This window comes from Kitasatospora sp. GAS204B, from assembly GCF_029892155.1.
In the GTDB taxonomy this organism is placed as follows: domain Bacteria; phylum Actinomycetota; class Actinomycetes; order Streptomycetales; family Streptomycetaceae; genus Kitasatospora.
Window position 1 is genome coordinate 107,782 of record NZ_JARZAG010000021.1, and the last position, 21,029, is coordinate 128,810.

The window sequence follows — 21,029 nt, forward strand, 5'->3', positions numbered from 1 at the left end:
GTCGGGCTCTCCTCTACTCTCGGGTGTCTGCTGGTGCGGATTCATCAATCGCGCGTCGATTGCCGACGGCGGAGTGATGGTCAGGGGCCAGTTCCAGGTGCACCCACTCCGGTCCCCACATCACGGGTACGGCTGGGCGGCGGCGGAACACCGGGTGCGGTTCGGCCAGGCGCGCGTGGAACTCCGGGGCGGCCAGGACGCCGCAGATCTCCTCGGTGATGGCGGTGGCCAGATGGTTGCCGAGGCAGATGTGCGAGCCGACTCCGAAGACCAGTTCTCTTCCCTGGCGGGGACGTTCGTGGTCGAAAACGTCGGGCTCCGGAAAGCGCCTGGGATCACGGCTGGCACGCAGGACCACGGTGCGCACGAACTGGCCGCGCCGAATGGTCTCGCCGTTGATCACGACATCCCGGGTCGCGCGCCGAAGAGCCGTCTCCACCGCGGGACACGCGAAGCGCAGGGTCTCCCGCACCACCTTCGCGAGCTCCCGCCCGTCCTGGCGAGCCTGTTCCAGGACGGTGGCGTCGCGGAACAGGTAGTACGCCGCGGCGGCGATGAGGTGGGTGGTCGTGTAGACGCCGGCCGTGTAGAGCGCGCGGGCATTGGCTGAGATCTCCTGCTCGGAGAGCCCCTCGCCGTGTCTGCGGCGCTCCAGCGCACGGGCCAGCACGCTCCCGGCGGGCACCGCGCGGGCATCCGCCACCACCTCGCCGATGAGGCGGTCGATCGAGGTGACGGCCGCCACGACTTCGGCCAGCAGGCCGTCCGACCACTGCGGCGTTCCGAAAGCGCCTGCCCTGACCGTGACATCCGCCCACCGGCCGAACTCGGCACGTGCGTCCGGTGGGATGCCCACGACCTCGGCCATCACCTCGCGGAGGACCGGCTTGCCGATGTCCTCGATGACCTCCGCCCGCCCGGCGGGCAGGCAGCCGGTGAACGACTCCTCAGCCACCTTGCGGATGGAGGGGCGCCAGGCTTCGACGGACTCCCGGGTGAAGGCATCACGCAGCTCATGCCGTAGCCGGCGATGGGCCTGCCCGCTGTTGTAGAGCGGGATGTGCCTGGCCTGCTCCCACAGTGGTTCCAGCGCCGTACGCTCTGCCACGCTCCCAAGGCCACGGGGCAGCGGAAGGAGCGGAACCTCCAGCGCGCCGCTGCGCATGACCGCCACTGCCTCCGCGTACCCCTCGACCACCCAGCAGTCCAACGAATCGCTGAAGTGCATCCCCGCGCCTGGCCGACCTGCCGCTGCGAACTGCCCGGTCACCGGGCAGTTCGGCGAGGAGACCGTGGGCTGCCCGTCGGCCACTCCTGCGGCAGGGCCGTTGCGGAGGGAGTTGTCAGCCGTGCGGTCAGCCACGCTGTCAGCCACGGGAACAACCACCTTCCGCTGCGTCGCCCTCGAGTTCCGGCGAGCCATGCTCGAAGCAGTGCTGAGTTAGAGGGGCTCCGGCCAGCCAATTGATGCTGGATGTAAGCCAAGTGGAGGATTGATCACAATGATCCGGCTCTACTGACGGCGTGTCAATGCTCGTCTGAGCTCGGCTGTTGATCTCGATCCTGCATGATGGCCCGCCGGATTCCGGCGGTCGTATCAAAGGGGTGCTGTCATCATCGCGGGCGTAGGTGGCGAGCTGAACCGCCAAGCTCACACGTCTGCTCTCGCGAGCAGGAGAGCTGGGGGAGTCCGAGCGCTGCTTTCAGCACCACGTGGTGAATAGGTGACACCTCAACATGTGCGCGATCGCACAGTCCACCCACCAGACGAGGCTGTCCCCCCTCGGCGCTCGGCCCGGCCGCCCTCTGCGGGCAGGCCGAGCACCGGGCGGACTGCCGGGATCAGGAGCCGTACACCTCCGTCATCTCGGTGACGGTGTTGTGCGAGTCGATCACGACGTCGAAGAAGTTCTGGCCCGCGCAGAAGTAGCCGGTCGGCAGCTTCGCGCCGTCGAGCTGGCCGCCGTTCGGGTCGGCGCATGCCTTGACGTGGGCGATTCCGGTGTAGCGGTCGCCGTTCTTGGCGACGACGGTCTTCGGGCCGTCCTTGGCGATGATGGTGATCTTCGCGTCCAGGGAAAGGCCGTAGGTCTTCAGAGTGTCACCGTGCGAGTAGGCGGCACCCTCGTTCATCGTCGGGTCGCAGTGTGCCTGCGCGTCCGCGGCGACCACGTTGTTCATGGCTCCTTCGAGATGGTCGACCCAGATGTACTTGTGCCCCGGGGCGAGCGTTGGGCAGTCACCCTTGCCACCACCCTTGCTGCTCGTGGGGGCCGCGGACTTGCCGGCACCGGAGGTCGGAGCGGCGGCCGGCTTGCTCGCCGCGGCCGGGCTCGACGCGCCTGCGTTGGCGGTGGTCGTGTCGTCCGGGCCGCAGGCGGTCAGCGCGAGCGCGGCGGAGACGAGCAGGGCAGCGCTGAGGACATGGCGCATGGAAATGATGAAACCCCCGTACAGAGGCCGGCGCCGCCGGCCAGGTGAACCGAAACCGGAACGGACCGTGGGCATCAGCTGCCAGGCGGTCGTTCGGCCGGAAGTGTATAGGCTGGTGGGGACACGAGTTGACTGCCGGTCATCTGACGCGGCGACGGTTCGCGCAGCGCGTCACCGTCTCGGGGGGTCCTCGCGGACGGGGGTCTGCGCGACGGCAAGCCGCACGCTCTTGGAGTTCCCTGCTTCCGACATGACGTCTCCTGATGGAGTCGGACGGAAGTACCGGAGGGCGGACGTGTAGGACTCGCCGGTCTTGGCGGCGCGGGCGCGCACCTGGCGCTTGACGTTCCTATGGGCTGTCATCGCGGCCTTCCACGCCCTGAGCGACCGTTCCCCAGCAACCTCGCCCGAGGCGATCGGGCTGCGACAACGGCCTGAGACGCTAGTCCCTTTGCCTCCGACGGGAGACCGTGCTGGGGACGGTCGCGGGAGGTTCGGCGTAGGCCACGCAGTCCGTCGTGCCGCCGCCCACGGACTCCGTCAACCACCGCCGCCCGCTCACTGATCGCCCGCACCCACTGACCGACATCGGCACCACCCGGCTACAGCGCGAGCATCGCCGCGGCGACTTCATCGGCGGCCGCGTCGGGGATCACGGTCGCGGCCTGTTCGAGCACCAGCAGCCGCGCACCGGGGATCTCGCGCGCGAGCGCCTCGCCGTTGCCGACCGGGAAGAACCGGTTGTGACGACCGTGCACCACGAGCGCCGGCATCGCGAACTCGGGCAGGCGCTCGCGCCACCGCGGCTCGCAGTCGAGCTTGGAGAACACCATGCCCAGCTGGTTGGCCATCTGGACCGCGGGCTCCGTGCCCGGCGTGCGGTCGAAGACGCGCTCGGCGGTCGCGCGTGCCGCAGCGGGATCGTCGCCGAGGATCTCCGCCCTGGCGGCGGCGAACTCCGCCACGGCAGCGCGGTCGGACCAGTCGGGCGTCGGGAGCGCGAACCGCCGCTTCATGGCCGCCATGTCGTGGTCGGGCAGATCGTCGTCGACCGGGCCGGGGGCGACGGGCCGCGTCCCGGCGAGGGTGAGCGCCGAGAACACGTCCGGATGGTCGAGCGCGGCGACCTGGGCGACCATCCCACCGACGCCGATGCCCGCCAGGTGCGCCGGCCGGTCGGCGAGTCCGCGGGCGAGCGCGGCCGCGTCGTCGGCGAGATCCCGGAGCGTGTACGCGGGCGCCTCGGGGTCGACGGTCGTCGACGCGCCGGAGTCGCGCAGGTCGTAGCGCACGACGTGACGTCCGCCGCGCGCGAGCGCCTCGCAGAGCGCGTCGGGCCACGACAGCATGGTCGTGCCGCCCGCGAGCAGCATGAGCGGCGCCGCCGCATCGCCGAAGTGCTCGACCCCGAGCGTGACGCCTCCGGGTGTGCGGAACGAATGGACCGTCGAGTGCATCGTCAACCTCCCGGGCAGGTGCGTGACCGTGGCCACGCTACCCTGCACCGGCGACGCCGCCCGACGTCCGGCGCTCCACCCTCACCTGCGAAGAGCCAGTACTCCGGGACGGCCGGCCGCACCGAGGCCCGGTCAGGGAATCTCGGTCAGGGAATCTCGGCCCGGGTCGGGCTCGCGGACGGGGTGGGCGACTCGTCCGGCCACACGCAGGAGGAGGTGACGGTGAAGTTGAGCGGCGCGGTGCTGTCGGCTGCCCGGTCCATCGTCACGTTGGTGGAGTCGTCGGGGGAGTGCGTCTGGAGCGTGCTCGCCGATGCGTAGACGAACCGGTAGTGCTTCGCGTCCAGTTCCTTCCGGACAGCCGCAAGGGTCTGCGCGTCGACCGTGAGCCCGACCAGGTTGTAGCCGGTCCCGTACTGCACGGTGCCGTCCGGCTGGGCGTTCGGGTCGACGAGGCACGGCGACGACGAAGTCGCGAGAGTCTGCACCGTCTGCGGCTTCACCGGCAGCGAGGCGATCACCTCCTGGGCCACGGCGGCACTGCGTGCCCGTGCCTGAGCCGCCGTCAGCTTCGGTTTGGCCGTTCCGCCCTGACCACAGCCGCTCAACGCAGCCACCAGGCCCAGCCCGACAAGCACCCGCACCGACAGTCGGCCTCCGATCTCCCGGCTCCGGCGACTCACGGCTGTCCTCCCGTCGTGGCGGTCGTCCTCGGGGTGGAGCACGAACGTGTGGTGGGGCCCGCCGGGGACGTAGACGTTCGCCGGGGCGTCGGGCTCGGCGGCGTAGGTGCCGCGGGGCATGGTGACACCAGGCAGTCCGCATGCGCGGCAGACGAAGACGGTCACCTAGCCGCCTCCCCGGACACGCTCGTGGCCCGGAACTCGTGGACGACCTCGATCTTGCCGATGATGTGCCGGTTGAACTCCTCCAGTTCCTCGGCTGGTATCCACAGTTCGAGGATCGTCTCGCCGCCCGCCTGCTGGACGGGGTAGCGCGCGACGAAGTTCGCGTCCACCTGGAAGCGTGTCACGTAGCCGACGCCGTGGGCGGGTACGTTCCAGCCGTGCGCGATGCGGATCGCGTAATCCTCGTTGAGTACGGGATAGAAGATCGGCTGCTCGGGCAGCCTGGGCGGCCACGCACGCCACCCGGACGCCTGCACCAGCGCCAACTCCTCTGGCCCTGTCGGACGCCACAACGTCACGACGGACGCGTCCGCGTGCCTGGTCTCCATTTACTGTGGCCCTTCTCCAGCGGTGCCCTGGGGAACTCGGTTATCCGTGCCACCTTATGGATCCCGGTTCCTGGCCGGCGACGGGTTTTCGCAGCTCCTGGGCAGTTGGTACCCCCGCTCGGTGAGGAGCCGGAAGATTTCGGTGGAAGGCCTCGCCCCCTAACAGCGTGGCAGCTGAGCCCGATTCGGACTAACGGCTCGGTCCACGATTGGTGATGGGTGCAGGCGTAGCTCCTTCTCGGGGACAGGGTGTTGCGACGACCACTGGGTTAGCCGAGGGCCCGATGGTGTCGGCGGTACGCGGAAATTCGCTGGTCGCCAGTTGTCGGTGGTGTTCATACTGCCGCAATGGATCCGGTGACTCTTGAGACCGACCGTTTGGTGCTGCGGGCCTTCACATCCGCCGACGTGGATGCGGTGTACGAAGCCTGCCAGGACGAGGACATCCAGTTCTACACCCCGGTGCCGGTGCCGTACCGGCGTGCGGACGCGGAGAAGCTCGTCGGCGAGAAGCTGCCCGCTCAGTGGGCCGAGGACAGGGACTACACCCTCGGCGCGTTCCGCAAGGACAGCGGCGCCCTGGTCGGCTCGTACTGCCTGACCCTCCTCAGCCGCGGCGTCTGGGAGCTCGGTTACTGGGCGGTCAAGGAGCAGCGCGGCCAGGGCTTTTCGGTGGAGGCCGCTCGAGCCCTGTGCGACTGGGGCTGGGCCACGCTCGACGTGCACCGCATCGAGTGGTGGGCCATGGCCGGGAACACCGGCTCGCGTGCCGTCGCCGAGAGACTCGGCTTCACGGTCGAAGGGACACTGCGCAATCGCGGCATTGCCAACGACGGCAAGCCGCACGACTGGTGGGTGGGCGGACTGCTGAGGCCCTGATGCTCGGGCCGGTGCTGCGCTGGCTGCGTTAGCTCTTCAGCAGCGACGTTCCCAGCTCAGACAGCTCTGCAGAAGAACGACACCCATTGGTGATCGGCGGGGCAGCCGTGACCTGACGGTGGCCGCACGGGTTCTTCGAGTGTGACCAAGAAGTGGGCCCGTGCGGCCTTGACCCATCCTGCCTTCTGCGGCGTCTCCCGTACACATCTCGGCGATTTGATCGAAGAGTTGGCCGACCCGTGGCTCGCCCGGTGCGAGTCGGCGCTGTACGAGCGGCGTGGTGCCGAGCGGCAGCGAGAGGCCGGTGCCGGGCCCAAGCACGACCTGGTCTTCACCTCCCGGCTGCTGGTCACCCTGGTCCACCTGCGCACCGGGCTCCCGCACGCCGCGCTGGCCGAGCTGTACGGCACGGCCCGCTCCACGGTCTCCCGGGCCATCGGCGAGATCCGGCCGCTGCTGGCAGCACGCGGCTTCGCCGTCCCCGACCGCCCCGGCGTCCGGCTGCGGACCCTGGCGGACGTGTTCGCCTATGCGGAGGCCGAAGGGATCCGGCTGCGGATCGACGGCGCCGAGACCCAGGTCCGCCGCCCCAAGGCGAACCGACCTGGACGACGGGCCTTCGTCTCCGGCAAGAAGAAGCAGAACACCATCAAGACCACCACCATCAGCGACGGCCAGGGCCGCCTGCTGTGGTCGGGCGCCGACCGGCCCGGCCGCATGCACGACCAGACCGCGATGCGTACCGAGGGCATCGCCGAGCAGCTCCGGTCCCGTCCGAAGGTGACAGCCGAGGTCGACGAGGGCTACCGGGGCCTGGCCAACGAGTTCCCCGACCAGGTCAGCGCCCCACCGAAGAAGCCGAAGGACGAGGCGCCGCTCGGCGAGCAGTATGCGTGGCGGGAGATGCGACGGCGACAGTCCTCGGAGCGGATCTGCGTCGAGCACGCCAACGCCGAGCTGCGGCAGTGGCGCCCGCTCCAGCGCTACACCGGCCGACGCGAGGACTACGCCGAGACCCACCTCGCGATCGCCTCGCTGGTCTCCGACCGCGCAGCCCGCCGGCCGACCCGCAGCAAGCCAAGCACCGAACTCGTGCTCGCCCGACAGGCGGCCTACTGCTCACCCACCAGTCGACCCGAGTGGCCAGCACACCCAGACCTCAATCGCGGACCAAGTCGTAACTCGCCACAGGCATGCATCGCTGCCGCCGTCCGGTCCCGTCCGGTCAGCTCGTGCGCAGTGGCTGCCGGTGCAGGAGGTGGTGCATCACGTGCTCCGGGATGGCCGGGTTCGCGGCAGCCGAGGCTGCGGCGGTGGCGTCGTGGAGCAGCGTGGTCAGCGCGCGTGTGGTCAGGCGTGGGTTGCGGGCCGCTGCTTCTCTGATGACCCGGTCGGGGTCGTCCAGCAGGCGGATGACGGATGCCGGTGACAGCCGTGGGTCGCGCAGGGCCCGCGAGCGCACGCCGCGATCGGGGTCGCGGCTGAACTTCTCGACGAGTTCGGCGGTGGCTGCGGGGTCTTCGAGGGCGAGTGCGCGCATGTCGGGATTGGGGTCGTCGGCCTACCGCAGGGCTTTCTGGCGTGGGAAGTTGGGGTGTTCCGGAACGGCTTGCAGTAACCGCACGGCGGCCGGGAGCGCAGCGCTCCGTGTTCCACGGGTCCGCGGTTCAGCGGTTCAGCGGTTCAGCGGCTCGGTGCTCCGCTCCCGGGCTCGGCGGCTGCGGCGCGGTGGCGGAGGCCGTCCATGAGGAGGTCGAGGAGGCGCCCCATCCGGGCCTGGTGCTCCGGTGTCGCGGCGGCGAGTGACAGGCCGCTCAGGCTGAACAGCACGTCGTCCGGCTCCGCGTCGGAGCGCACCACGCCCGCGGCCGCGCCGGCCTGCAGCAGTTCGGTTATCGCGGCAGTCAGCATCGTCCGGCTGTGGGAGAAGGGGTCGCCGCCGGAGGCGATCAGGGCGCGCAGGGCGTCGGCCATGCCGCGCTTGGCCGTCATGTACTGGATGAAGCCGTCCATCCAGGCGCGCAGCGCCTCGTCCGGTGCCCGGGTCGCCAGGAGCTCTCCGGCGGCGTCGCAGAGGTGCACGAGTTCGCTGCGGTAGGCCGCTTCGACCAGTTCCTCGCGGGTGGCGAAGTGGCGGTAGAGGGTGCCGATCCCGACGCCGGCCTGCTTGGCGATCGCGTCGAGCGTCACCTCGGGCCCGTCCTGGGAGAAGGCCTGGACGGCCACTTCGAGCAGTCGGTCGCGGTTGCGCCGCGCGTCGGCGCGCAGCGGCCTGGGTTCGGCGGCGGCCACGGGGGTTCCTCCTTCTGGTCCGGCGTACGGCCGGAGATGGTGGCTCGGTTTCACGGTCGGAGCCCTGCTTGCAAACGGAGCATCCTCCGCTTAGTCTCGAGATATACGGAGGGGCCTCCGGTTTCCACTCTACAGGCCCCCCGCACCCCAGCTCCAGGCCCTCAGCCAGACGGGAAGCGACCATGACCGCCAGCACCCCCACCCCACGCATCACCACTCCCTTCGGCGCCGAGTCCACGGCTGCCGAGGTCATCTCGGGCGTCGACCTGACCGGCCGTCGCGCCGTCGTCACCGGCGGGGCCTCCGGGATCGGCGTCGAAACCGCGCGTGCCCTCGCCTCGGCCGGCGCGCAGGTCACCCTCGCGGTCCGGGACCTGACCGCGGGAGCCCGTGCCGCCGCGGACATCAGCGCGACGACCGACAACCGGGACGTCCACATCGCGCCCCTGGACCTGGCCGACCAGTCCTCCGTCGCGGCGTTCGTCGCCGCCTGGGGCGGACCGCTGGACATCCTGGTCAACAACGCCGGGGTGATGGCCTCCCCGGAACTCCGCACGCCGGAGGGCTGGGAACTCCAGTTCGCCACCAACCACTTGGGGCACTTCGCGCTGGCCACCGGACTGCACGGAGCGCTCGCGCAGGCCGATGGCGCCCGCGTCGTGGCCGTGAGCTCCAGCGCCCACCACCGCTCGCCGGTCGTCTTCGAGGACATCCACTTCCGTGAGCGCCCCTACGAGCCCTGGTCCGCCTACGGCCAGTCCAAGACCGCCAACGTGCTGTTCGCGGTCGAGGCCGCCAAGCGCTGGGCCGCGGACCACATCACCGTCAACGCCCTGATGCCCGGCGGGATCCGCACCAACCTCCAGCGCTACGTCTCCGAGGAAGAACTCGCCCGGCTGCGCAGCCAGGCCGCGGGCGGCGCGGAGCTGAAGTGGAAGACGACCGAGCAGGGCGCCGCGACCTCCGTGCTGCTCGCCGCCTCGCCCCTCGTGGAGGGCGTCACCGGACGCTACTTCGAGGACTGCAACGAGGCCGTCCGCGGCCAGCTCGGCGCTCGCAACGGCGTCGCGGAGTACGCTCTCGATCCTGAGGCGGCCGCGCTGCTCTGGCGGGTGTCGCAGGACACGCTGGGTTCGCGCGACTGACGGATCGCCGGCTGATGGGTCGTCGGCTGACGGATCGCCGGCTGATGGATCGCTGACTGACGGGTCGCCGGCTCATGGGGAGCCAGGCGAGCCGCCGCACCTCAGTCCTGGTCGGACATCGACAGGGCCCCGGTGATCAGGCGGGTGGCGAAGTCGTGGTCGTCGCCGGACATCCGGTTGATCTGATCCGCGAGCAGGACGGCCGTGGCCTCCAGCGGATTCATCTCGGCCTCGGTCCAGTAACCGTACTGCGCGCGCCACAGGTTGGGGCTCAGGTCGGTGCCAGCGGCGATGAGCAGGCCGGCCATGGTGGGGATGACCTCGGGGCGGAAGGTCTTGGGCATCATCCGCATCGTGGCCACGACGGTGGGCACCACGTACTCGATGACGTCCTTTTCGTGCTCCTCGCAGGCCTTCCGGAGCCAGGTCATGAACATGTAGATGAGCGTGCACGCGCCGTCCAGCAGCGCATTGGCCTCCGTGGGGCCCAAGGACGCGGTGAACTGGTCCAGCAGCTGCTGCCGTTCGGGGTCCGTCTCACCCGTGCCGTCGTAGATGGATTTGAGTCGGGAGTCGATCACCATGAGCGCTCCGCTCACATCGCCGACGGAAGCGTATTCGGGGTCACAGGGCGATGACACGGGTCTCCTCCTCAAACGCCCGCAGTGGGCAGCGGGCGGCCTGTTCGTAGAGTAGACCGGCGACCGGATGGGGTCCGGCGAATCCTGATGGAGAACCCTTTGGGGTGACGGCACCGCTCAAACCTCGATGGCACCGACCTCGACGTGCTCGCCCCGTCTTCAGGGTTGAAAACCGAACGCCCGTACCTGGCCGAAGGCCTGGTACGGGCGCCGAACCACGCTGCCGGAAACTCATGGGCAGCGCTCAGCCTCGCGAGGCGACGACGCGAGGCGACGACAGCGTCTGCGCTCAGACCTCCTCGACGTCTGTGAAGAGGAGCCGCACACCGCCGGTCGCCAGCTCGAAGACCTTGGAGACGAACGCCGATGCCTCCTCGGTCGTCACCGCCCGGCTGGCCGCGTCGTAGTCGGCGAAGTACAGGTCGAGCACGCGATAGGCCGGGGTCGCGCTGCCGTCCTCCTTCGGCCAGACCTTCGCGCTCTCGACCCGCTGGACTCCGGGAATCTTCTTCGCCAGCGCGATCTGGTCGTCGTGACCGGCCTCGAAGGCATCGGCGTTCTGCGGGTTCTCGAAGATTGCAGTGATTTTCGTGGGCATTGTTCTTTTCCTCTCTCCGGTGTTGCGGTCGATGTTCGTCCTACTACTGGGTCTTCCAATTCGCATTGTCAGGAATCGACTTGTCGGGCACCCGGACCTGGATGATGGACGGGCTGCTGGAGTTCTCCAGCGCACCCGCCACGGCCTCGCCCAGCTCCCCGTACGTGCTGACCTCCCATCCCTGGCAACCGAACACCTCCGACAGCCTGCTGTAGTTCCACCGGTGCAGGACGCAGGGCCGGTAGAACGGCTTGTCGGTGTGGAAGACCGATGCGTCGGCGAGCCACTGCTCAACGCCGTAGACGCCGTTGTCGATGACGAAGATGATCGGATTGAGTCCGAAGCGGGTCTGCGTCGACAGGCACTGGGCGGTCATCTGGAAGCCGCCGTCGCCCGAGAAGACCATGACCCGCTGGTCGGGTCTCTTCGCCAGGCAGACACCTGTCGCGGCCGCCGCGCTGTAACCGATCGCCGAGTAGGACGACTGGACGATGAACCCGCTCGGGGCGGGCACATCGAGGAGCAGGCTGCCGAAGTAGTTCATGCTCGCGTCGCTGCCGACGATGGTGTTCCGGTCGATGTACCGCTGCACGTAGTTGTAGAACCCCTGGTACGTGATCACCTCGGTCCCCGCGACAGCCGGCGTGCTCCGGGTCTGCCTCGTCGGCAGTTGCCGCCCGTTGGGCGCGACCTGCTTCGCCGCGAGGATCCCGTCGATCAGGTGCTCCAGCGCGACCTGTCCGCCGAAGTAGGTGCCGAACTTGACCGCGTCCAGCGAGGCGAACGCGGTCTTGTCGTAGTCCGGCTCCCAGCCCAGGCAGTTGATGTCCGTCAGCCACACGCCGAGGGCCAGGACGAAATCGGCCGACGCGACCAGCTCGGTGACGGCCTCCGAGGAGGCCTGGCCGTCGAGCACTCCGGCGAACAGCACATCGTCCTCGGAGAGGACGGCCTTGCTGAGGAGTTCCGTGACGAAGGGGACGTCCAGCTGCCGGATCAGCCGCAGGGCCTTCTCCTGGAGGCCGAGCCGGTCGATCTCCACACCGATCCAGATCAGCGGGTTCTCCGCGCTTTCGAGCTTGGCGCAGATCTTTTCGACCGACTCTTCCAGGCTGGTCGGGTCCGACAGGATCCTGGCCGGCTTCAGCACGCCCTGAGGCGGGTCGCACTCCAAGTCGACCATGTCCTGGAGGAGTTCGAGGTATACCGGGCGCCGTTCACTGATGCACCGGGTCAGTGCGGAATCTATCAGCATCGGTGCGAGGTCGGGACTGTCGATCCGGACGGCGGCGACCGTGATGTGCTCGAACGACTGGAGGTCCGTTTCGCGTCCGCTGATGAAGTGGTGCGCACTGAACCCGGTCTGCTCGAAGGTCAGGGTCTTCTTGATGCTCGGTGTGCCGTTGATCAGCACGATCGGCACCTTCTCGACGTAGGCGCCGGCGACGGCGTTCACCGCACACAGCGCCCCTGCGGAGTAGGTGACGCAGAGGGCCCCGATGCCCTTCAGCCTCGCGTATCCGTCCGCCGCGTAGCCGGCGTTCACCTCGTTGACTTCTTCGACGATCTCGATGGTGCTCGGTGTGACGTACCGGTTCAACCACTCGATCGAATAGTCACCCGCGATGGAGAACAGGTGCTCCAGGCCCAGCTGGCGGAGCCGGTCCACCAGGTACTGTCCCACCGAGTAGCGCTCGTTCATGGTGACCCCCGTCATCAGTAGTCGCTCGCGCCGCCGAAGAGTCGGGGCAGGTAGATGTCGAAGATGCCCGGACACTTGCGTTCGGGGTACCGCTGGAGCATGAACTCCTTGAAGGCGTCGTCCGCCAGGCCGTTGCCGATGGCCTGCCGAGCGGTCGAGAGGTACTCGATGTTGCGAGCGACTTCGTTCTTGTCGGCCGGCAGGCCGTGGCCCGGCAGGAAAAGCTCGTAGTCCTCCAGCAGCATGTCCCGCAGAACCCGGATCCAGTGGTCCAGGTGCTTCGTCAGATACAGATGGGTTCCGCTGTAGAGCAGGTCCTGGGCGAAATACACGCTCAGCTCGGGAAGCCTGATGGTGAGGTGGTAGTCGATCTCGGTGTCCGTCACCCGGTCGAAGACGTACCTGACCCCGTCGATCATCTCCTCGCCCGGGCCGGCGAGTTTCTGGGGGACGACTATCCGGTCCGGCGCGAGGTCGCCGAGTTTCCAGTGGTCGCTCCTCGAGTCCTCGCCGTGCTCCTCGATGAAGCTCATGGTCTCGGGCAGCGCGTAGATCGTGACGTCGGCGAACGCGGTCCCCGTGCCGAACCAGTGGTCGGGGTGCCGGTGGGAAAGGTACAGTCTCTCGATCGGCTTGCCAAGGCTGTCCGCGTACTGTCTGAACGCCTTCGCATAAGGCACCAGGAACTGCCCGTCGACGAGCACCAGCTGGTTCTCGGTTTCGATGATGTGCGTGGCGTTCGCGATGTTGTTGTACGCGAAGGACGCGACGAAGGTGTGAATGCGGACGTTACCCGCCCGCTTCACGACCATGATGATGGGATCCGACACCTGAGCCAGCATTCGGGGACCTCTCTGCCGTGATGGATCGACGTCAGGCGGACGGGAGCTGTGCCCGCACTTCCTCCAGCGCGGCTGAGGCGACGTCGTAGGCGCTGTCGACGCCGCGCACCGGGTCGTCCTCACCGGGCCGCCAGAAGCGCCGGCGCGCCATGCGCATCGAGCTGTCGAACGGCGGAATCGCGTTGAACACCTCGACCAGGTAAGGCCCGTGGTAGACCGGCTCGATCTCCTTCCGGACGATGTCCCACGGGATCCAGCTGTCCCGCACCGCACCTCGGTCGGGTGCGGAGATGTGGACGTAGCAGAGCCGGTCCTGCCGCGCGGCTCGGGCGACGTTGGCCTTGAAGACCGACGGCCCCCGGCTCTCCATCACCACCTGAGCGGTGTCGACCGTCACGCCACCGCACGAGGGCCCGAGGTCGTCGAGGAAGTCCAGCACCTCCGAGACCGTGTTGGGCGGGGGTGTCTCCCAGCTCTTGACGGGCTCGATGGCGAGCTTCACCTGCTGCGCCGCGGCGTACTCCGCGAGCTCCTCGAAGACGGAACGCGCCGCGTGGTAGCGCGACTTCATCCAGTCCTGGAGGGCGTCGCTCCAGATCGGCGCACCGGCGTCCGTGACCGGGAAGACCCCGTAGGGGTAGAGGAACGGCCCCGACATGATCGAGTCGCCGCCCAGGACCCGGGTGATGTCGACCCGCGACTTCAGGTAGGACAGGGCCTGCCTGCGCTGCTCCTCGTAGGGCGACGTCGGGTCGAAGGTCCGGGTGGTCCCGACGTTGGTGGTGAACTTGACCTCCCTCAGCCCCGCCTCGTCGAACGCCTTTTTGAGACCGACGTAGCTCTCGACCTCGGTCCGATGGTCGACGGTCGCGGGTTGGGAGGCGATGTGCAGGTCGAAGCCGTCGTAGCCGATGTCGGTCAGGGCCTGCAGATGACTGATCAGAACCTGGGTGTAGTCCGAGTCCTGCGGCCGCAGATCGGCCGTGAACATGAAGAAGCTGAAGTAGACGTCCCGGCTGGATGCCGCGTTCATTCCTGGTGTCCTCGCTGTTCTGAGTTCGCTACCAGCCCAGGAGGTCGGCGAGGTAGGCGCGGGCCTTCTTGGCGTACTCGAGCGGGACGGCCTTCTTCGGGTCCTGCTCGGCTTCCACGACGAGCCATCCCTGGTAGTCGGCGTCGGCCAGCACCCCGAGGATGGGCCGGAAGTCGATCGCGCCGTCTCCGGGCACGGTGAAGACGCCGAGTTCGACGCCCTCCTGGAACGACAGGCCTTCGCCTCGCACCCGCCGCACGACCTCGGGCCGAATGCTCTTCATATGGACGTGGCCGATGCGGTCGGCGTGAGCCCGGGCCAGATCCAGCGGATCGTCGCCGGCGAAGGCGATGTGGCCGGTGTCGAGCAGCAGGTGGACCAGGGCCGGATCGGTCGAAGCCATCAGCCGGTCGACGTCGGCCCGGGTCATCACACCCGTGCCCATGTGGTGGTGGTAACTGAGCTTCATCCCAGCCGAGTTGGCGATCTTGCCGAGCTCCTCCAGGCCCGACGTCAGATCGTCCCACTGGGCGTCGGTGAAGACCGGGCGGTTGGCGAACACGTCGACGGGGAGCAGGTGCGACGAAGCTCCGAACTCGGCCACGACCAACTCGGTCCCACCCAGCGCCTTGACCTGGAGCAGCGTCTTCTCGAAGGCGGTGATCGTCTTCTGCCGCATCTTGCCGATCGTGAAGTACGTGCTCGTCCAGGGCTCGGACACCTGCAGGCCGCGGAGATCGAGCGCGGCTCTGAGCACGGCGGCGTCCGAGGGGTACTTGTGCCCGATGCTGCAGCCCTGGAAGCCGGCGAGCGCCATCTCGCTGACGGCCTGTCCGAAGGAGATGCCGGCGTCGATGGTGGGGAAGTCGTCGTTCCACCACAGGGTGCAGCAGACGCCGAGCTTCACCTTGTCCGGGCTGAGGCGGTCACCCAGTTCGGTCATTTGGCTGTCCCCTTCAGGTAGCGGTCCTCGATCCGGGGCGGCTGAGCCCAGGAGCCGTAGCCGGGCGCCTTGGCACCGGGAGGATTGGCCCCGATGGCCGGCCACAGCAGTCCCTCCTGGTAGGAGGCGGCGGTGACCGTGGACGTCTCGGCCGCCGGCTGGGCGCCGTAGCAGTCGGTCCACTCGGCCGGCAGGCCGTACCACGTCCCGGAGTACCAGAGCTTGATCACATTGCGGGCCACCGGGCCGAGGCGGTCGTCGCTGAAGATCCGGTGGCGCAGGGCCCGGTCGAGCAGGGCCCGGTCATGGCCGCCGACGCCGTCGGCCGCGTCGGCCCGGGCCGCCCGGTGGGCGTCCAGCAGGGCGGTGACGACCTCGTCGCCGCAGGCGGCGCGCGCCTTGGCCAGGTAGTGGTGGGCCAGACCCGTGCCGAGCAGGTCGGTCTGCTCGAAGGCGGTGAGGTCGACCGACAGGAGGAGGAACTCATCGAACGACTGGACGGTCACCGGGTCACCGCCCGGGTCGTCCCGCCGGCGGTCCGGGCTGCGGCCGGATCGGACCCGACCGGGGTCGGGATCTCGAAGGTGGGAGCGGCGTGCAGGCCGCCGCTGCCCGGCAGGGGGTTGCGGACCAACCGGTTGAACCCGTCGCGCAGGCGGAACATGTACCAGACGGCGTCCAGCAGAAGTGTCGGCCTCCCGTTGAACGCCTTGGTGAGCAGGGCGAGGAAGGCTCCGTATTCGGCGTTGAACTTCCGCGCGGCACCGGCGAGTTCCGATCCCACCGGGTAGTCGGCCAGCCGGGCGCTCACCTTCACCTGGTACACGTCGTCCCAGCTGACGCTGAGCGGCGGCCCCGAGGGCGCGTCGGGATGGTCGCCCACCTGGTAGTAGCGGCCGAGCTGCAACTGCCGGAACCGGTAGTAGTGGGCCAGCTCGCCGTCCGCGTCGTACAGGCCCGAATCGAGGCCCTCGCCCTGAGCGGCGATCAGGCGCAGCGCCCGCCGGGCCGAGTCCAGGTCGCAGACGGTGATCACCTCCCCGCCGCCGGAGTAGAAGTACTCGGGCCCCACCTGCCGGGCCGGATCCCCGCAGAAGAGCCCGGGGTCGCCGGCCGCCACCTTCTCGAGCCCTTCGATGATCTCCTCGTAGAACTCGCCGATGCTGTAGAAGCGCATCCCCTCGGCCGTCGGGCTGGAGACCAGGAGCGGCCTGCCGCGGTCCGAAGTGCGCACCAGCCGTGCGCCGGCGCTGGGGGCCTTGCCCGGCCGCTCGATCTTGCAGAACGTCTCCACCGCTTCGGGGGAGAAGGGCCGCAGGTCGACGGTGAAGTCGTCCTCCCCGTCGGGCAGGTAGGCCGGGTAGCTCGGCACGAAGCCGGGGAGCGTCAGGTCGGGCGTCCCGCCGATGGCGTTCAGGACGTTGGCGACCAGGGTCAGGTGCAGCATCTCCTCCACCGCGACCACCCGGATGATGTGGGCGGCGTCGGAGTTGGTGGAGGAGTGGATGGAGTAGTACGCGGTCAGGTAGGTGGGGATGGTCGCGTGCTCGAGCGCCATCGCCGAGTGCAGGTAGCTGATCAGGTCGTCACGGTTGTCGATGGTCGACGCGGTCACCGGGCCGCCTCCTGAGCTCGGCCCGGGGCGGCGCCGTTCGAGCTGACGTGGATCGGTGCGGTCTCGGACTCGAGCTGGGCCAGCATGGCCCGAGTGCTGCGCAGGCACAGGGCGGCGATGGTGAGGGTCACGTTCGAGGTGCCCACGGTGGGCATGCTGCCCCCGCCGACCAGGTAGAGGTTCTGGTGGTCCCAGCTGCGCTGATCCGCGTCGACCACCGAGGTCGACGGGTCGCTGCCCATCACGTGGGTGCCGGCGAGATGGTTGCCCCCGCGGATCTCGTACCCCTCGCCGGCGTGGACGGCGTAGCCCCAGAAGTTCGGGTCGTACTCGGTGTGGTCCTCGGCCCCGAGGCGGGCGAAGATCCGCTTCGACAGCTGCCGGGCGTACGCCACCCCCCGCATCGTGTAGTCGGGGATGTCGTAGCTGAGGATGGGCCGCATGTTCCCCAGGCTGTCGGTGACGGCCGGGTCCACGGTGATCCGGTTGCTCGGGTTGGCGGGGACCTCGACCATGAACGCCAACTGCAGCTGGCGGGACACCCGGTCCACCAGGCCTTGGCGGAGCGACTCGCCGTAGCGGCCGCCGGCGTCCACCAGGTCGATCAGGTCGGTCATCGGCGCCCCGCGGGCCCAGCCCCAGCCGTCGTTGTGGATGTCGACGCTGAATGCCGCCTGGCGGCGGCGGAAGCGGCCCCCGCGCAGGTCGGTGATGCCGCCGGTGCAGTTCGTGCCCCGGAACGTGCCGGCCACCTCCGGTAGCAGGGCCCACGCCAGCAGGTAGGCGTGGTCCATGAAGTTGCGCCCCATCAGGCCGCTGGAGCCGCGCAGGCCGGAGGCCAGCATCAGCCGGGGGTTCTCCACCGCGTTGGCCGCCAGGATGAACAGCCGGCCACGGGCCCTCACGGTGGTGAAGCCGGGGCTGTCGGGCCGGTCGTAGCGGCGGTACTCGATCTCGGTCACTCGGCGGGTCCGCTCGTCGACGTGCACCTTGTAGGCCACCGCCTGGGCCACCAGGTCGACCCGGCCGCTCCGCAGGGCCGCGGCGAGGGTCTTGCCCGCGTTGTACTTGGCCTGCACCGGGCAGATGGGCACGCAGTTGTTGTTGCCCTGGCACCGCCCGCCGACCTCGACCTGGTAGGTGCTCACCGCCCCTCGCGGCAGGTAGCCCTTCCCGCCGTCGTAGGCCGGGTTCGGCACCCCGTTGCGCCCCTGGGGGAACGGCCGGACCCGCAACTCTCGTTTCTCCCCGTCGAGTTCGACGGGCATCCCGTCGAGGTCCGCGGCCACCACCTGGTCCAGGTAGGACAGCGGCAGCCCCTTCATGGGGAACACGTAGCCCTCGTCGAAGGTGATCCCGAGGTAGGCCTGGTCCGCCACGTCGGCGGAGACGCCGATCTCGCGTTCGGCCTCGTTGTAGTACGGGGAGAGGTCCTCGTAACCGAGCGGCCAGTCGACCCCTTCGCCGTAGAGCGTGCGCATCCGGAAGTCCTCGGGCAGCATCCGCAGCGTCTTGGCCTCCCAGTGCATGGTGGTGCCGCCGAGGACCCTCGTGTAGGTGGTGTCGGTGGCGAAGGGCCCGCTCTGGACGAGGTAGGCCGAGGCGTCGGGCGCACCCGGGAGGATGCGCCGTGCGTCGGTGCCACGGGGCATGGGGGCGTTGGCGACGACCGGGTAGGGGGCCTGGTTGTCCTTGCCGGTCGCCGAGTAGAAGCGGTCGAGGTAGGCCTCGTAGCCCCGCATGGTGAGGTCCTCGGCCGGGCCCGCTTCGAGTATCAGTACTCGCTTGCCGGCGTCGCTCAGCCGCGAGGCGATGATGGCGCCGGCGATCCCGCCACCGACGATGACGGCGTCGTAGAGAACCTCGGCCGCCGCCGCGGGGTCGGTGCGCTTCGCCGCCCCGTCGGGGAATTTCGCGTACATGGGGCAGTTACTCCTCTGCTGTCCGCGGGGTCACACGGCCTCGGCCCGGGCTCGCATGGCGGACAGGTAGGCGGCGAAGCTCCACGTCAGGTTGTGAACACTGCGCTCGAAGCCGGTGGTGCCGTCGAACTGCTCGGAGAGCTCCAAGTTGTCACTGTGGTAGACGACAGCGCGCACCATGGCGTCACCGGTCGCTGCCAAGGCGGCGGCGGCTGCCGCCGGGGCCGTCGACGCATCGATGCCGGACTGCGCGAAGAAGGGTGCGGACAGGTCGTCCAGGGGTACCTTGCCGCTCGCCTTGATCTCGGCTGCCAGCTTGTAGTGCAGCTCGGCGACGTTGCACGTGGAGAGGGCCCAGGGGTGACCGCCGAGCACCGGGTGCGAGGTGTCACCGTCGTAGACGTCGCCCGGGTAGCGGCCGAACAGCGGCCCGATGCCGAACTCTTCCTTGTCCGCCTTGTTGACCGGGTAGAAGGCGATGCCGCCCTCCTCCCACTGCGAGCGCAGTTGGGCCGCCGTGGCCAGCAGCTTGGTGTCGATGACGGGAACGGCGCCGTAGACGGCCGACTGGACGATGTCGATGTTCGGGTCGTAACCGCTGACCACCGGGTTCTGGGGAGACGGCTGGGCCCCACTACCGGGGTCGGCCATCATGCTCACGTACTTGCTCCCGTCCCAGTGGCCTGCCAGGGCCTGGCGCAGCCAGTCGATGGCGGGCCGCAGCCCGACCGGCTTGTCGATCCCGACGATGGTCGAGGCCTGGATCTCCTCGAAGCAGCGCAGCTGGGCGGACCGGGCGAAGAAGCTGAACCCGCTGTGCTCCTCCCACAGGTTCGTGGTGGCGTCCTCGTAGACGCCGAGGAGGTAGGCCACGTTCGCGTTCACCAGGTCGAGCGCCCGCTTGCGGGTGTCGAGATCGAGCTGGTCGTAGGCGGCCAGGATGGTGATCGACTGCAGGGCCGGACCGTCGTTCTGCTCGGTCCACGGGCGGGCGTCGCCGGCGATGTTGAAGCAGGCGTGACCCTTGGTCAACGGCGGCTGGGCGTTGGAGTGGCAGAGGTCGGCGAACTGCACGTAGTCGTTGAGCGTCTGCACCGTCCCACCCGGGCGGGTGGGCATGCCGGCTTTGGCCACCTCCATGGCCGTGATGGCCCCGTCGCGCACCCAGTTGAAGACGTAGTCCTCGTCGATGCCGGGGGTGTCGGCCGGGAAGGACGGGGCGGCGATGATGCAGCCCGGCTTCGAGTCCCGGGAAATGTCGCCCGGCGACTGCGGATCGCTGAAGACGAATCCGTCACTGGCGATGTTCCGGAACATGTACGTGTACATGATTGGCACCAGCGACGGCAGATCGAACGCCCCCGGATCAATGGTCCGCTGGACGTTCGTCCGGGCTCGGGAGGTGCCGGCGGGTCGGTTCGTGCGGGCGGGCATGTCGGGCGTGGTGCTGGACTCGGTCATTGCTGAACCCCCGTCATCCTGCGAGTGGACTTGTCGGATCCGATCGGCGCCCCGGTCGCGCGGATCGCAACGCTTGCCCCAGCGGGCCGTGGACGCCGCGCCCTGGCGGCCTTACGGGTCCTGGGGATTCGGTGAGGAGAGCGGCGCGCAACAACGCCGGCACGCCTGCGATGACACGCTGAATCGAGTGCCCGCGGCGACGTCTTTCCCGGAATCGTGTCAATAAGGAATGCATCCCCCTGCCCCCGCCCCCTTATTTTCTCGGGAGGCGCGCGATGCGGATACGACGATCACGTCGTTCGGCGGCACCCGTGCTTCCCGCGACGAAAAACTACAGCCAGCTCGTCAGGTGTCGCAAGAGGAAAATCGAATGTTGCGTACGAGGCTGGAGTGATCGGGTGCAGCCCACTGTTGCACAATTGCGCATCGAATCCTGATGGTGCGCATGGGCATCGTCCCCCGTTCTGTTTCTCATTGGGATCATTCCACTGCCTCACCCCCGACGGGCTGACCGGGAAAGCAAAAAGTGCTGGTCGAGACGAATCTCAACCAGCACTTTTCCGGAACCCGTGGGCTCACGGTCGTCCTAACCGGCCTGGTACTTGCCCGTCTCCCGGTCGCGGTAGATCGCGCCCGACTTGCGCAGCTGCTCCAGGTCCCGCCGCACGGTGCGCGGGTCCGGCTCGACCACATAGCTTGCGCGGGCGCGTACCCAGTCCCAGGCACCGCCGTCCTGCCGCATCGCCTGAAGGAGCTGGTCGCGTCTCTCGATGGCCGAGGTGGGTGCTTCGGGGGTGTTCTCGTTCATGGGCCTCATTCTCTCCCGGGA

At 68.8% G+C, this 21,029-nt stretch carries 19 protein-coding genes and 1 pseudogene; 3 read left to right on the forward strand and 17 right to left on the reverse strand.

Annotated elements, in window-relative coordinates:
* Nucleotides 1-13: 13 nt before the first annotated feature.
* From P3T41_RS26035 to P3T41_RS26055, 5 genes are all read right to left on the reverse strand, one after another.
* Entirely contained in the window at nt 14-1,165 is a 1,152-nt protein-coding gene (locus P3T41_RS26035; protein WP_280692866.1) for a cytochrome P450, read from the reverse strand.
* Between the two features lie 677 nt (nt 1,166-1,842).
* Nucleotides 1,843-2,433 (reverse strand): hypothetical protein, encoded by a 591-nt coding sequence (locus P3T41_RS26040; protein ID WP_280692867.1) that lies wholly within the window; start codon nt 2,431-2,433, stop codon nt 1,843-1,845.
* Between the two features lie 602 nt (nt 2,434-3,035).
* Nucleotides 3,036-3,890, reverse strand: a complete 855-nt coding sequence (locus tag P3T41_RS26045) for an alpha/beta hydrolase (protein WP_280692869.1) — start codon at nt 3,888-3,890, stop codon at nt 3,036-3,038.
* Between the two features lie 146 nt (nt 3,891-4,036).
* Nucleotides 4,037-4,693, reverse strand: coding sequence for a hypothetical protein (locus P3T41_RS26050; protein WP_280692871.1), 657 nt, complete (start codon nt 4,691-4,693; stop codon nt 4,037-4,039).
* A 41-nt stretch (nt 4,694-4,734) separates the two neighbouring features.
* The gene (locus P3T41_RS26055) at nt 4,735-5,127 is read right to left on the reverse strand and encodes an ADP-ribosylation/crystallin J1 (protein WP_280692873.1); all 393 of its coding nucleotides are present in this window, start codon (nt 5,125-5,127) and stop codon (nt 4,735-4,737) included.
* A 348-nt stretch (nt 5,128-5,475) separates the two neighbouring features.
* Here P3T41_RS26055 and P3T41_RS26060 point away from each other — a divergent pair, with 348 nt between their 5' ends.
* Both P3T41_RS26060 and P3T41_RS26065 read left to right on the forward strand, forming a co-directional pair.
* Nucleotides 5,476-6,006 carry a GNAT family N-acetyltransferase gene (locus P3T41_RS26060; RefSeq protein ID WP_280692874.1) on the forward strand — a complete coding sequence of 177 codons (531 nt, stop codon included), beginning with the start codon at nt 5,476-5,478 and terminating at the stop codon, nt 6,004-6,006.
* A gap of 141 nt (nt 6,007-6,147) precedes the next feature.
* A pseudogene (locus tag P3T41_RS26065) lies at nt 6,148-7,056 on the forward strand (transposase family protein); the annotation flags it as partial.
* A 633-nt stretch (nt 7,057-7,689) separates the two neighbouring features.
* On the opposite strand, the gene P3T41_RS26070 reads toward P3T41_RS26065, so the two are convergent.
* Nucleotides 7,690-8,298, reverse strand: a complete 609-nt coding sequence (locus P3T41_RS26070; RefSeq protein ID WP_280692876.1) for a TetR/AcrR family transcriptional regulator — start codon at nt 8,296-8,298, stop codon at nt 7,690-7,692.
* A gap of 182 nt (nt 8,299-8,480) precedes the next feature.
* On the opposite strand from P3T41_RS26070, the gene P3T41_RS26075 reads away from it, so the two are divergent.
* Nucleotides 8,481-9,443, forward strand: a complete 963-nt coding sequence (locus P3T41_RS26075; protein ID WP_280692878.1) for an SDR family NAD(P)-dependent oxidoreductase — start codon at nt 8,481-8,483, stop codon at nt 9,441-9,443.
* A gap of 101 nt (nt 9,444-9,544) precedes the next feature.
* Here P3T41_RS26075 and P3T41_RS26080 read toward each other — a convergent pair whose 3' ends face one another.
* The 11 genes from P3T41_RS26080 to P3T41_RS26130 all read right to left on the reverse strand — a co-directional run bounded on the left by P3T41_RS26080 (nt 9,545) and on the right by P3T41_RS26130 (nt 21,008).
* Nucleotides 9,545-10,084 (reverse strand): hypothetical protein, encoded by a 540-nt coding sequence (locus P3T41_RS26080; protein WP_280692880.1) that lies wholly within the window; start codon nt 10,082-10,084, stop codon nt 9,545-9,547.
* 289 nt (nt 10,085-10,373) lie between these two features.
* Nucleotides 10,374-10,682 (reverse strand): EthD family reductase, encoded by a 309-nt coding sequence (locus P3T41_RS26085; RefSeq protein ID WP_280692881.1) that lies wholly within the window; start codon nt 10,680-10,682, stop codon nt 10,374-10,376.
* A 43-nt stretch (nt 10,683-10,725) separates the two neighbouring features.
* Nucleotides 10,726-12,399, reverse strand: a complete 1,674-nt coding sequence (locus P3T41_RS26090) for a thiamine pyrophosphate-dependent enzyme (RefSeq protein ID WP_280692883.1) — start codon at nt 12,397-12,399, stop codon at nt 10,726-10,728.
* Entirely contained in the window at nt 12,399-13,214 is an 816-nt protein-coding gene (locus P3T41_RS26095; protein ID WP_280692885.1) for an MBL fold metallo-hydrolase, read from the reverse strand. The genes P3T41_RS26090 and P3T41_RS26095 overlap by 1 nt, the downstream gene beginning before the upstream one ends.
* Before the next feature lie 43 nt (nt 13,215-13,257).
* Nucleotides 13,258-14,259, reverse strand: a complete 1,002-nt coding sequence (locus P3T41_RS26100) for a sugar phosphate isomerase/epimerase family protein (protein WP_280692887.1) — start codon at nt 14,257-14,259, stop codon at nt 13,258-13,260.
* Between the two features lie 28 nt (nt 14,260-14,287).
* Complete coding sequence (iolE, locus tag P3T41_RS26105) at nt 14,288-15,202, reverse strand: myo-inosose-2 dehydratase (protein ID WP_280692889.1); 915 nt, start codon at nt 15,200-15,202, stop codon at nt 14,288-14,290.
* Entirely contained in the window at nt 15,199-15,708 is a 510-nt protein-coding gene (locus tag P3T41_RS26110) for a hypothetical protein (RefSeq protein ID WP_280692891.1), read from the reverse strand. Before P3T41_RS26110 ends, iolE begins: the two co-directional genes overlap by 4 nt.
* The gene (locus P3T41_RS26115) at nt 15,705-16,817 is read right to left on the reverse strand and encodes a ferritin-like protein (protein ID WP_280692892.1); all 1,113 of its coding nucleotides are present in this window, start codon (nt 16,815-16,817) and stop codon (nt 15,705-15,707) included. Before P3T41_RS26115 ends, P3T41_RS26110 begins: the two co-directional genes overlap by 4 nt.
* Nucleotides 16,814-18,739: a GMC family oxidoreductase gene (locus tag P3T41_RS26120; RefSeq protein ID WP_280692894.1), complete on the reverse strand. Its 1,926-nt coding sequence runs from the start codon at nt 18,737-18,739 to the stop codon at nt 16,814-16,816. Before P3T41_RS26120 ends, P3T41_RS26115 begins: the two co-directional genes overlap by 4 nt.
* 30 nt (nt 18,740-18,769) lie before the next feature.
* Complete coding sequence (locus P3T41_RS26125) at nt 18,770-20,200, reverse strand: glycoside hydrolase family 15 protein (RefSeq protein WP_280692896.1); 1,431 nt, start codon at nt 20,198-20,200, stop codon at nt 18,770-18,772.
* A gap of 586 nt (nt 20,201-20,786) precedes the next feature.
* Nucleotides 20,787-21,008 carry a hypothetical protein gene (locus P3T41_RS26130; RefSeq protein WP_280692897.1) on the reverse strand — a complete coding sequence of 74 codons (222 nt, stop codon included), beginning with the start codon at nt 21,006-21,008 and terminating at the stop codon, nt 20,787-20,789.
* Between the last annotated feature and the right edge of the window lie 21 nt (nt 21,009-21,029).

What these genes read in the sequence shown, in the direction of transcription:
- P3T41_RS26035 (WP_280692866.1), bottom strand. Translation starts at nt 1,165, where the DNA reads ATGCGCAGCGGCGCGCTGGAGGTTCCGCTCCTTCCGCTGCCCCGTGGC.
- P3T41_RS26040 (WP_280692867.1), bottom strand. Translation starts at nt 2,433, where the DNA reads ATGCGCCATGTCCTCAGCGCTGCCCTGCTCGTCTCCGCCGCGCTCGCG.
- P3T41_RS26045 (WP_280692869.1), bottom strand. Translation starts at nt 3,890, where the DNA reads ATGCACTCGACGGTCCATTCGTTCCGCACACCCGGAGGCGTCACGCTC.
- P3T41_RS26050 (WP_280692871.1), bottom strand. Translation starts at nt 4,693, where the DNA reads ATGCCCCGCGGCACCTACGCCGCCGAGCCCGACGCCCCGGCGAACGTC.
- P3T41_RS26055 (WP_280692873.1), bottom strand. Translation starts at nt 5,127, where the DNA reads ATGGAGACCAGGCACGCGGACGCGTCCGTCGTGACGTTGTGGCGTCCG.
- P3T41_RS26060 (WP_280692874.1), top strand. Translation starts at nt 5,476, where the DNA reads ATGGATCCGGTGACTCTTGAGACCGACCGTTTGGTGCTGCGGGCCTTC.
- P3T41_RS26075 (WP_280692878.1), top strand. Translation starts at nt 8,481, where the DNA reads ATGACCGCCAGCACCCCCACCCCACGCATCACCACTCCCTTCGGCGCC.
- P3T41_RS26085 (WP_280692881.1), bottom strand. Translation starts at nt 10,682, where the DNA reads ATGCCCACGAAAATCACTGCAATCTTCGAGAACCCGCAGAACGCCGAT.
- P3T41_RS26090 (WP_280692883.1), bottom strand. Translation starts at nt 12,399, where the DNA reads ATGACGGGGGTCACCATGAACGAGCGCTACTCGGTGGGACAGTACCTG.
- P3T41_RS26100 (WP_280692887.1), bottom strand. Translation starts at nt 14,259, where the DNA reads ATGAACGCGGCATCCAGCCGGGACGTCTACTTCAGCTTCTTCATGTTC.
- iolE (WP_280692889.1), bottom strand. Translation starts at nt 15,202, where the DNA reads ATGACCGAACTGGGTGACCGCCTCAGCCCGGACAAGGTGAAGCTCGGC.
- P3T41_RS26120 (WP_280692894.1), bottom strand. Translation starts at nt 18,739, where the DNA reads ATGTACGCGAAATTCCCCGACGGGGCGGCGAAGCGCACCGACCCCGCG.
- P3T41_RS26125 (WP_280692896.1), bottom strand. Translation starts at nt 20,200, where the DNA reads ATGACCGAGTCCAGCACCACGCCCGACATGCCCGCCCGCACGAACCGA.
- P3T41_RS26130 (WP_280692897.1), bottom strand. Translation starts at nt 21,008, where the DNA reads ATGAACGAGAACACCCCCGAAGCACCCACCTCGGCCATCGAGAGACGC.